This is a genomic window from Microbacterium sp. (assembly GCF_036277215.1).
Taxonomy (GTDB): domain Bacteria; phylum Actinomycetota; class Actinomycetes; order Actinomycetales; family Microbacteriaceae; genus Microbacterium.
Window position 1 is genome coordinate 1 of sequence record NZ_DASUNI010000124.1, and the last position, 9555, is coordinate 9555.

General features: G+C 68.2%; 10 protein-coding genes and 1 tRNA gene. 5 read left to right on the plus strand and 6 right to left on the minus strand.

The window, feature by feature from the left end; translation table 11 throughout:
* A partial coding sequence (locus tag VFX99_RS06375) for an NAD-dependent epimerase/dehydratase family protein (RefSeq protein WP_329665478.1) occupies positions 1-651 on the plus strand: 651 nt, incomplete at its 5' end.
* Between the two features lie 132 nt (positions 652-783).
* Here VFX99_RS06375 and VFX99_RS06380 read toward each other — a convergent pair.
* Positions 784-1683, minus strand: coding sequence for a DUF1295 domain-containing protein (locus VFX99_RS06380; RefSeq protein WP_329665479.1), 900 nt, complete (start codon positions 1681-1683; stop codon positions 784-786).
* Positions 1684-1773: 90 nt separating this feature from the next.
* Here VFX99_RS06380 and VFX99_RS06385 point away from each other — a divergent pair, with 90 nt between their 5' ends.
* Both VFX99_RS06385 and VFX99_RS06390 read left to right on the plus strand, forming a co-directional pair.
* Positions 1774-2490, plus strand: a complete 717-nt coding sequence (locus VFX99_RS06385) for a FadR/GntR family transcriptional regulator (RefSeq protein ID WP_329665480.1) — start codon at positions 1774-1776, stop codon at positions 2488-2490.
* 14 nt (positions 2491-2504) lie between these two features.
* Positions 2505-3764 (plus strand): alpha-hydroxy acid oxidase, encoded by a 1260-nt coding sequence (locus VFX99_RS06390; RefSeq protein ID WP_329665481.1) that lies wholly within the window; start codon positions 2505-2507, stop codon positions 3762-3764.
* A 19-nt stretch (positions 3765-3783) separates the two neighbouring features.
* Here VFX99_RS06390 and VFX99_RS06395 read toward each other — a convergent pair whose 3' ends face one another.
* The 4 genes from VFX99_RS06395 to VFX99_RS06410 all read right to left on the minus strand — a co-directional run bounded on the left by VFX99_RS06395 (position 3784) and on the right by VFX99_RS06410 (position 8293).
* Positions 3784-4572 (minus strand): HAD-IIB family hydrolase, encoded by a 789-nt coding sequence (locus VFX99_RS06395; protein WP_329665482.1) that lies wholly within the window; start codon positions 4570-4572, stop codon positions 3784-3786.
* A gap of 61 nt (positions 4573-4633) precedes the next feature.
* A tRNA-Pro gene (locus VFX99_RS06400) sits at positions 4634-4707 on the minus strand.
* 68 nt (positions 4708-4775) lie between these two features.
* The gene (locus VFX99_RS06405; protein WP_329665486.1) at positions 4776-5714 is read right to left on the minus strand and encodes a metallophosphoesterase; all 939 of its coding nucleotides are present in this window, start codon (positions 5712-5714) and stop codon (positions 4776-4778) included.
* On the minus strand, positions 5714-8293 hold the full coding sequence (locus VFX99_RS06410; RefSeq protein ID WP_329665483.1) for a transglycosylase domain-containing protein: 2580 nt from the start codon (positions 8291-8293) through the stop codon (positions 5714-5716). Before VFX99_RS06410 ends, VFX99_RS06405 begins: the two co-directional genes overlap by 1 nt.
* A 97-nt stretch (positions 8294-8390) precedes the next feature.
* On the opposite strand from VFX99_RS06410, the gene VFX99_RS06415 reads away from it, so the two are divergent.
* Together VFX99_RS06415 and VFX99_RS06420 are read left to right on the plus strand one after the other, a co-directional pair.
* Positions 8391-8612, plus strand: a complete 222-nt coding sequence (locus VFX99_RS06415) for a hypothetical protein (RefSeq protein ID WP_329665484.1) — start codon at positions 8391-8393, stop codon at positions 8610-8612.
* Positions 8609-9076 carry a RidA family protein gene (locus tag VFX99_RS06420; protein ID WP_329665485.1) on the plus strand — a complete coding sequence of 156 codons (468 nt, stop codon included), beginning with the start codon at positions 8609-8611 and terminating at the stop codon, positions 9074-9076. The genes VFX99_RS06415 and VFX99_RS06420 overlap by 4 nt, the downstream gene beginning before the upstream one ends.
* A gap of 11 nt (positions 9077-9087) precedes the next feature.
* Here the strand turns inward: VFX99_RS06420 and VFX99_RS06425 are convergent.
* Positions 9088-9555: AMP-binding enzyme (locus tag VFX99_RS06425; protein WP_414684326.1), on the minus strand; the 468-nt coding region annotated here is incomplete at its 5' end.

Consider the following 9555-nt stretch of genomic DNA (forward strand, 5'->3'; position numbering starts at 1 on the left):
AGCACCGGAACCGTCTACTCCGACCCGGCCGATCTTCCGTTCACCGAGGAATCCACGACGAGCATCGACCTGTCGAACGCGTACTCCAAGTCCAAGCGCATCAACGAGGTCGTCCTCGCCGATGTGGCCCGGGTCAACCCCGAGCTGAACGTGACCGTCCTCCGGTACTTCAACCCGGTGGGCGCGCACCCGAGTGGACTGATCGGTGAGGACCCCGCGGGGATCCCGAACAACCTGATGCCGTTCGTCGCCCGCGTCGCCGTCGGCAAGCTCGAGCAGATCGGCGTGTTCGGAGCCGACTACGACACCCCCGACGGCACCGGCCTGCGCGACTACATCCACGTCGTCGACCTCGCAGAAGGGCACGTGACCGCCTTGGAGCAGGCACAGCCGGGCTACGTCGTGTACAACCTCGGCACCGGCAAGCCCGTCAGCGTCCTCGAGCTGATCGCGTCGTTCGAGAAGGCCGTCGGCCACCCCCTGCCGCAGCAGATCCTCGACCGCCGGCCCGGCGACGTGGCCGCGACCTACTGCGACCCGTCCAAGGCCGAGCGGGAGTTGAGCTGGAAGGCCCGTCTCACGATCGACGACTCCTGCCGCGACTACTGGAACTGGCAGTCGAAGAACCCCGACGGGTACGCCACGGCCTAGGCTCAGCGCCCCCGCTGCTGGTGCAGGCGGCGAGCACAACGTCGCTGACCGTGCCCTGACGGCACGTTTTTCCCGGTATCGGGCCGCTGAGGCACCGAAATGGCGACGCTGTGCGCGAGAGTCCGCAGCGCCTCACGCCGGCTGCGGCGCGTTGCCGCCCTTCGGCGCCTTGGCGGGCTTGCCCGCCCGTGCGCCCTTGGCGGGTTTCGTCCGGCGCCGCGGCGGCAGCGGCACGAGCATCGACGTGCGGCGCCGGTACTCGGCGTACGCGGGATACTTCGACGACGTGATCGACTCGGTGAAGATCGTCGACCCCACGAAGAGCAGTGACAGGAGCACCGCCCCCGCGATCGTCCAGTTGATCGCGCCGCCCCAGAAACCCAGTCCCGATGCCACCGCCGCGGTGGCCCCGATCGCGTAGAACGTCCACCACTGCGCCTGCTCGAAGAAGAAGTTCGGATGCCGGCTGACGCGGAAGAGCCCGGTCGTCACGAAGCCGGGCTTGAGGCGACCGCCCGCCGCAGCCTTCGCGCGATGGAACTCCCACTGCTGCTGATCCGCCACGAACTCACCGACGAGGAACGCGGTGAAGAGCACGGCGAACGCGACATCCCATCCGGTCAGGGCCGCGGGGTTCTGCCAGGCGATCAGGGCCGGAAGCGTGATGAGCACGAGCAGCGCGTTCTGGTACAGCACGATGAAGAACAGATTGAACAGCTGGAACTGCCACGGTCGCATGCGTCCGCGCAGGATCGCCCACCGGTAGTCCTCCATCCCGGTGTAGCCGCCCTTGCGGGCGAAGTTGAATGTCAGGCGCACCGCCCAGGCCGTCACCAGGAGCGCCATGAACAGCAGGCGCCACGGATCGTTTCCGTCCAGCATCCCGGCGATCGCGAAGATCCACACGTACACGGCGGGCACGATCGACCAGATGCGATCGACCCACGAGGTGTCCTTGGTGAGAAGGGAGGCGATCCAGCAGCCCGCGCAGGTGACTGCGGCGACGATCAGGACGAGCACGAGGGGCGTCATGCGAACAGGATAGGGCGACGGCCACGCGGGAGCGGGATGCACTGTGGTCTGACCACATGCTACTGTGGTCAGACCACACGAGGAGGACGCATGGATGCGACCACGGCCCCGGCCGCGCGCGCCTGGCAGACCGTGCTCGAGCGCATCGAGGACGACCTTCTCGAGGGGCGACTGACGCCCGGCGACCGCCTTCCGCCCGAGCGCGAACTCGCGGTGAGGCTCGGTGTCGGACGCTCCAGCGTGCGTGAGGCACTGCGCGTGCTGGAGGTGCTCGGCCTGGTGCGCACCGGCACCGGCTCCGGTCCGACCTCGGGGGCGATCATCATCGCGACGCCGCGTGGCGGAATGTCGGCGCTGCTGAGGCTGCAGGTTGCGGCGCACGGTTTCCCGCTCGACGATGTGGTGCGCACTCGGCTCGTCCTCGAGTCCGCGGTCGTCGAGGCGGTCGCCGCCGACCCCGCACGATCCACCGACGATGCGCACGCCGTGCTCGACGCGATGGATGCCGCGGACCTGACGCCCGGCGAGTTCCTCGCTCTGGACGCACAACTTCATCTCGCTCTCGCGGAGGCGTCCGGCAACGTCGTGATCGCCGCGATGATGGCCGGGCTGCGCACTGCCATCGAGTCGTACGTGCAGGCCGGTGCCGACCGCATCGCCGACTGGGAGGCCACGGCCGGGCGGCTCCGTTCCGAGCATGCCGCGATTCTCTCCGCGGTCGACGCGGGCGACGCCGCGTCGGCACGGACCCTGATCCATGACCACATCACCGGCTACTACGCCGAAGCGGGCCTGGCCCGCACCTGACGAAAGGACCGACGATGGTGAAGCGCCAGCTCCCCAAACCCGCCGAACTGCTCGAACTCATGCAATTCAAGAAGCCCGAGCTCAACGGCAGGAAGCGGCGCCTCGACGCCGCACTGACGATCGGCGACCTGCGCGCCATCGCCAAGCGCCGGACGCCGAAGGCGGCGTTCGACTACACCGACGGCGCCGCCGAGGGCGAGCTGTCGCTGACGCGGGCGCGGCAGGCGTTCGAGGACATCGAGTTCCACCCCGACGTCCTCCGCCCGGCTGAGAACGTGGACATGTCCACGACCATCCTCGGCGGTCCGAGCGCTCTGCCGTTCGGCATCGCGCCGACGGGGTTCACGCGTCTGATGCAGACCGAAGGCGAGAGCGCGGGAGCATCCGCGGCGGGCGCTGCCGGCATCCCGTTCACGCTGTCGACGCTCGGCACCACGTCGATCGAGGACGTCAAGGCGGCCAACCCCGACGGACGCAACTGGTTCCAGCTCTACGTGATGCGCGACCGCGAGATCTCGTACGGTCTCGCACGCCGAGCCGCTGCGGCCGGGTTCGACACGCTGCAGTTCACCGTCGACACGCCGGTCGCCGGCGCCCGCCTGCGTGACAAGCGCAACGGCTTCGCCATCCCGCCGCAGCTGACGGTCGGCACGATCGTGAACGCCATCCCGCGTCCGTGGTGGTGGATCGACTTCCTGACCACTCCGAAGCTCGAGTTCGCGTCGCTCTCGACGACCGGTGGCACCGTGGGCGAGTTGCTGAACTCGGCGATGGACCCGACGATCAGCTTCGACGACCTCGCGATCATCCGCGACATCTGGCCGGGCAAGATCGTCGTCAAGGGCGTGCAGAACGTCGAGGACTCGGTGCGGCTCATCGACGCCGGCGTGGACGGCATCATCCTGTCCAACCACGGCGGACGCCAGCTGGACCGTGCGCCCATCCCGTTCCACCTGCTTCCGAGCGTCGTGCGCGAGGTCGGCAGAGACGCGACGGTGATGATCGACACCGGCATCATGAACGGCGCCGACATCGTCGCGTCCATCGCCCTCGGCGCGAAGTTCACCCTCATCGGCCGCGCTTACCTCTACGGCCTCATGGCCGGCGGCCGCGAAGGCGTGGATCGCGCGATCGCGATCCTGCGCAGCGAGATCGAGCGCACCATGAAGCTCCTCGGCGTCTCGTCGCTCGAGGAGCTCGAGCCCAAGCACGTCACGCAGCTGACGCGCCTGGTGCCGGTGGGGCAGTCGACGCGCGCGGGTGCGGCGGTCTGACGGCCACTGCGGGCCGGGTTCAGCCCCGCGCGGGCAGGGTCGGCAGCAACTCGTCGAGGAACTCGGCGGTGTCCTCCCAGCCTTCGACCGCATGGCAGGGCACCCCGATCGCGAGCACCGGATAGTCGTTGCCGTCCGGGTCCAGGCGATCCCCGACGAACAGCATGTCATCCAGCGCGATGCCGGTCTGCTCGGCGAGCCGGCGCATGCCGTAGGCCTTGTCGATGCCGCGGTGGGTGATGTCGACTGAGGTCGATCCTCCCGAGCGCACCTCGAGGTCCGGGATCTGCGCGGCGACGGCCTCGCGCAGCGTGTTCTTCTTGGTGCCGCTCGGATCCCACGCGGTCTTCGCCGCGAGCGGCGCCCGCTGTCCGAGCGCCGAGAAGGTGATCTGCGAACCGCGATCCTCCAGGATGTCGCCCCAGGTCTCCGCCTCCCAAAGGCCGAGGCGCCGGGCTTCGCCCTCGACCGCGTGCAGCGCGCGTGCCTTTTCGTCGTCCGTCAGCGCGTGGGCGTAGACGGTGTGGATTCCGTCCCGTTCGAGCCGGTAGTACTGCGTTCCGCACGTCGGGAGCAGGTGCAGGTGCGACAGCGTCTCGGCAGAGGCATCCGGGAGTCTGTCCACCACCTGCACCTTGAACTGTTCGAGCTGTCCGCCGGAGATGATCGCGACCTCGACGCGCTCGGCGAGCGCGATCAGCAGGGCGCCGATGCGCGGGTCGATCGGGCTCTTGGACGGCGCGAGGGTGTCGTCGAGGTCGAACGCGACGAGGCGGGGAGGGATGCTGTCAGCAGGCGTTTCGGTCACGGTGCTCCTGTCTCGGGGGGAGATGCGAAAGGCTCCGCCTCGCGGCGGAGCCTCTCTGCTGTCGGGGTGACAGGATTTGAACCTGCGGCCTCGTCGTCCCGAACGACGCGCGCTACCAAGCTGCGCCACACCCCGTGGCAACCCCCCGAGTCTACCCCGTGGAGACCGATGCTCCGAATCGCCGGAGACCGCGTGCGGCGAGGTCAGTTTCGGGGGAGGAGGGTGATGAGGGATGCCTCGGGCCGGCAGGAGAAGCGCACCGGCGCGTAGATGGAGTGCCCGAGCCCCGCGCTGACGTTGAGCGGGACGGTCTGGCTCGCGTGCGTCCAGTCACTGAGGCCGCGCGCCTGGCGCAAGGGGATGTCGCAGTTGGCGACGAGCGCTCCGTAGCCCGGAACGCGGACCTGTCCACCGTGCGTGTGGCCGGCGAAGATCATGTCGGCGTCGAGTCCGACGAAGGAGTCGAGGACGCGACGGTACGGCGCGTGGCTGACTCCGATGGTCACCGCGGCGGGGGCGACATCGGCCTGCAGGTCGTGAAGGAGCTCGGGGAGAACCTCGAGCTTGTCCCAGCCGCGGTGGGCATCGCTGACGCCGAAGGCGTCGACTCGGACGTCGGCGACCTCGAGCGAGCCGACCGCGTTGTTCAGGTCGAGCCAGCCGAGCTCATCGCCGAGGTAACCGTCGAGCGCCTGGGTGTCCAGCGGCTCGCCCGTCGTCTTCACCTTCGACGGTCCGGTGAAGTATCGGAGCGGATTGCGCGGAGAGGGCGCAGCGTGGTCATTCGACCCGTGCACGAAAACCCCGGGTATTCCGCGGAGCGGGTCGAGTGCGACGCGCAGCCCGCGCAGTCCCTCCGCGTGCCCCAGGTTGTCGCCCGTGTTGACGACGAGATCGGGTCGCCATTCGTCGGCCAGCGCGGCCATCCACCGCTGCTTGCGGCGCTGCCACGGCGCCATGTGGGCGTCGGACAGGTGCAGGACCCGAAGCGGGGCGGCGCCCACCGGCAGGACGCGCACCCCGTGCTCGCGCACCGTGAACAGGTAGCGCTCGACGCCGATGCCCCAGAGGGCGGCGCTCGCGCCGACCGCCCCCACCGCTGCGAGAGCGGTGAGGGCGGCCTTGGCCTGAGTCGGCGCCACTAGGGGCACTTGAGAAGGCTGTACGCCACCGTGATGGCCGCATTCCGGTTCACGACAGTGCCCGCAGCCGGATTCGTGCTCGAAACCTTGCCCTGAAGGCCGGCAGTCGCGTCATCCGTACACTGTCCGGGTTGCACGTTGCCGAACCCGGCGGCGCGCAGATCGCTGACCGCCTGATTGAGCTGCTTGCCGGTGACGTCCGGCACGGCGATGCCCTGCCCGTTGCTGGGGTTGATGGTCACCTGGGTGCCACCGCTCACCCTGCCCGCACCGGGGCTCTGAGCGGCCACGATGCCCGCAGCCTCGGCGGAGTCCACAGCCTCGCCGACCGAGACGTCGAAGCCGGCCTGCTCGAGCGTTGCCGTGGCCTGGTCGACCGACATGCCGATGACGTTGGGCAGGTCGCGGTAGACCTGGCGCGTCAGGTTGGAGTCCGCATCCGGGAAGCGGTCGCCGCCGTATGCGGCATCCGCGGCAGCCTGGATCCTCGGGGCGATCTCGTGCCTCAGCTGAGACATCTGGATGCCGTCGTGATACCGGTCGAAGATGTTGCCCTGGCCGATCGAGTTGCCCACCCAGACCGCGGTGGCGACCTTGGTGCTCGATTCCACCATCCAGGTCTGGTACGACTCATGGGTTCCGGTCTTGCCGATGAGCGGCGTTCCGTCTTCGGGGTTGGACGCCGCGCCGGTTCCGCCCGGGCGCATGACTCCCTGCAGAGCGAACGCGGCCGTCGCGGCGACCTTCGGGTCGAGCACCTGGGTGCAGGTGGTCTGCGGGGGAGCGATCTCGTTGCCGTCCGCGTCGGTCACGCGGTCGATCGCCTTCGGCTGGCAGTAGATGCCGTTGTTCGCGACGGTCGCATACGCACCGGCCATCGCCATCGGCGCCACGTTGTTGGATCCGATCACCGAGAACTGGGTGTCCATGGTCACGGGAACCCCGTCACCTCGCATCACGCCCATCTTGGTCGCGACTTTTTGGATGTCGCACAGGTCGAGCTGTTCGGCCATGGCGAAGAAGCCGGAGTTGAGCGATTCGGCGGTGAACTGCATGACGGTGCCGGCGTATCCGCCGCCGCCGCCGAAGTTGCCGATCCGGTCGTTCTCGACGTTCACCCAATCGCCGTTGCAGCTGTTGGTCATCCGCTTGATGACCCGCACCCGACCGTCGAGCCTCTCGTTGACCGAGTGTCCCTGTTCGAGCCAGTCGATCAGGGTGAACAGCTTGAACGTCGACCCGGCCTCGAAGCCGGTCGAGTTGCCGTACTTGTAGTCGGCTGCGTAGATGAGTGACGAGTAATTCGGGTCGTTCGCGAGCGCGGCATCCTCGCTGAAGATGGTGTTCTGCGAGATCGACAGGATCCGTCCGGTGGTCGCCTCCAGGCTGACCGCGGCCGAGCCGAACTTGCCGGTGGACGGGTCGTACATGCCCTCGATCGAGGTCGGGGCGAATTCCTTCATCGCGTTGTCGGACGGGACCTGCACGCGGTAATCCAGAGTCGTGTAGACGTTCAGTCCGCCGCGCTGGAGGGTGCGGATGCGATCCTCCTCGGTCGCGCCGAAGGCGGGGTCGGTCTTGATGATGTTCTTCACGTATTGGCAGAAGTAAGCGGCGCCACCCGCGGCCGCACAGCCCGTGCTCGCGGGAGTGATGACCGGAGTGATCGGCTCCGCCACGGCGGCGTCGTGCTGCTCCTGGGTGATCTTGCCGTCCTCGAGCATCCGGCCGAGCACGTACGTCTGGCGCACCTTCGTCAACGAGTAGCCGTCGGCGGCGCCGTTGACCTCGTTGGCCGGCTGGTCGATGCGGTACGTGTTCGGGTTCTGCACGATGCCGGCCAACGCCGCGGCCTGGCCCAGCGTCAGATCCTTGGCGGAGACACCGAAGTAGTACTTGGCTGCCGCGTCGACACCGTAGTTCTGACCGCCGAAGTTGGCGATGTTGAGGTAGCCCAGAAGGATGTCGTTCTTGGAATACTTCTGCTCCAGGGCGATCGCGTACCGCATCTCCTGAAGCTTGCGCTGGATGCCCTCGGTGCCGACCGCGGTGGTCGCGTCCGTCCAGCAGTTGAGCAGCTCCTCACTGGTCGTCGCGTCGCGCTCGCAGCGCTGGATGAGGATGTTCTTGACGTACTGCTGACTGATCGAGGAGCCACCCTGGGTCTCGCCGCCGCCCTGCGCGTTCTGCAGCAGAGCGCGCGAGGTGCCGATGAGATCGACGCCGCCGTGCTGGTAGAAACGGGGGTCCTCGCTGGAGAGGATCGCGTCGTACATGACCGGCGTCACCTCGTCGAAGACGACGGGAGAACGGTTCTGGTCGTAGAACTGAGCCAGCTCGACGTCCTCGCCGGTTTCGGGGTTCTTCGCGTACAGCGTCGTCGGCAGCATGAGCTTGTCGATGTCCAGGACGCTGGGAAGATTGTCGAACATCGTGATCGCGCTCGTCGCTGCGGCACCGGACAGAGCGATCGCGGGAGTGACGGTGGCGGTGATCAGAACACCCGCGACAGCGCTGAGACCGACCAGTCCCAACATGCCGCCGAGCACGCCGCTGGCCGTCCGTTTCGTTTCAGGCATAGGCTTGATCGTAGGGGAGCTACCTGGGCGAACCCTTGACGGACCCGCCCTGTCACGGTGCTTTCCCATTTCCGCCTGCCGATTTTCGGAGACCCTCATGACCACGTGGGAGTACCTCACCACCCCCCTTCTCATCCACAACACCGCAGCCATTCTCAACAACTGGGGCAAGCAGGGCTGGGAACTCGTGCAGGTCGTACCCGGCCCCGAGGGCGGCCTGGTCGCCTACCTGAAGCGGCCTTCCGGCGGCGGGACCGCCAACGCGGGACTGGATGCCGCGGCTCAGGCCGCCCAGCAGTTCGAGGAGCCCGCCATATGAGCGTCTCCGAGCGGCTGGCCGAGCTGGGCATCGAACTGCCGTCTGTCGTTCCGCCGGTCGCGGCATATGTGCCGGCGAAGGCACATGCGGATCTGGTGTTCACCGCCGGTCAACTGCCGATGGTGTCGGGTGCGCTTCCGGCGACGGGGAAGGTCGGCGACGGCCACGGGCTCGTGCCCGCAGCGGATGCCGCGACGTACGCGCGCCAGTGCGCGCTGAACGCGGTCGCCGCGGCCGCTGCCACCGTCGGCGGCGTGGACCGGCTCACCGGCGTCATCAAGGTCGTCGGGTTCGTCGCATCCGTGCCGGACTTCATGGGACAGCCGGGCGTCATCAACGGCGCGAGCGAGGTGCTCGGCGAGATCTTCGGCGAGGCCGGCCGCCACGCCCGGTCTGCTGTAGGCGTTCCGGTGCTTCCGCTGGACAGCCCCGTCGAGGTCGAGGTCGTCTTCTCCTACGCCTGAGCCTGCGTCGGCTAGCGCACCTGGGCCGAGATCACCGACATCACAGCGGTGTCGGCCAGGGTCGTGGTGTCTCCGACTTCGCGACCCTCCGCGACATCGCGCAGCAGGCGCCGCATGATCTTGCCCGACCGGGTCTTCGGCAGCTCTTCGACGATGTACACGTCGCGGGGGCGCGCGATGGGTCCGATCTGCTCCGCCACCCAGACCCGCAGCGACTGCGCCAGGCCGTCGAGGGAGTGTTCGGCCCGGTAGCTCTGCTTGATGATCACGAAGGCCGCGACGGCCTGACCTGTCGTCTCGTCCGATGCTCCCACCACGGCTGCTTCCGCGACGGCCTCATTGCCCACCAGCGCGGACTCGATCTCGGTGGTCGACAGCCGGTGGCCCGAGATGTTCATGACGTCGTCGACGCGACCGAGGAGCCAGACGTCGCCGTCGTCGTCGACCACGTCGGCGCTGACCCCGGGGATCGGCGCCAT

What these genes read in the sequence shown, in the direction of transcription:
- VFX99_RS06380 (WP_329665479.1), bottom strand. Translation starts at nt 1,683, where the DNA reads ATGACGCCCCTCGTGCTCGTCCTGATCGTCGCCGCAGTCACCTGCGCG.
- VFX99_RS06385 (WP_329665480.1), top strand. Translation starts at nt 1,774, where the DNA reads ATGGATGCGACCACGGCCCCGGCCGCGCGCGCCTGGCAGACCGTGCTC.
- VFX99_RS06390 (WP_329665481.1), top strand. Translation starts at nt 2,505, where the DNA reads ATGGTGAAGCGCCAGCTCCCCAAACCCGCCGAACTGCTCGAACTCATG.
- VFX99_RS06410 (WP_329665483.1), bottom strand. Translation starts at nt 8,293, where the DNA reads ATGCCTGAAACGAAACGGACGGCCAGCGGCGTGCTCGGCGGCATGTTG.
- VFX99_RS06415 (WP_329665484.1), top strand. Translation starts at nt 8,391, where the DNA reads ATGACCACGTGGGAGTACCTCACCACCCCCCTTCTCATCCACAACACC.
- VFX99_RS06420 (WP_329665485.1), top strand. Translation starts at nt 8,609, where the DNA reads ATGAGCGTCTCCGAGCGGCTGGCCGAGCTGGGCATCGAACTGCCGTCT.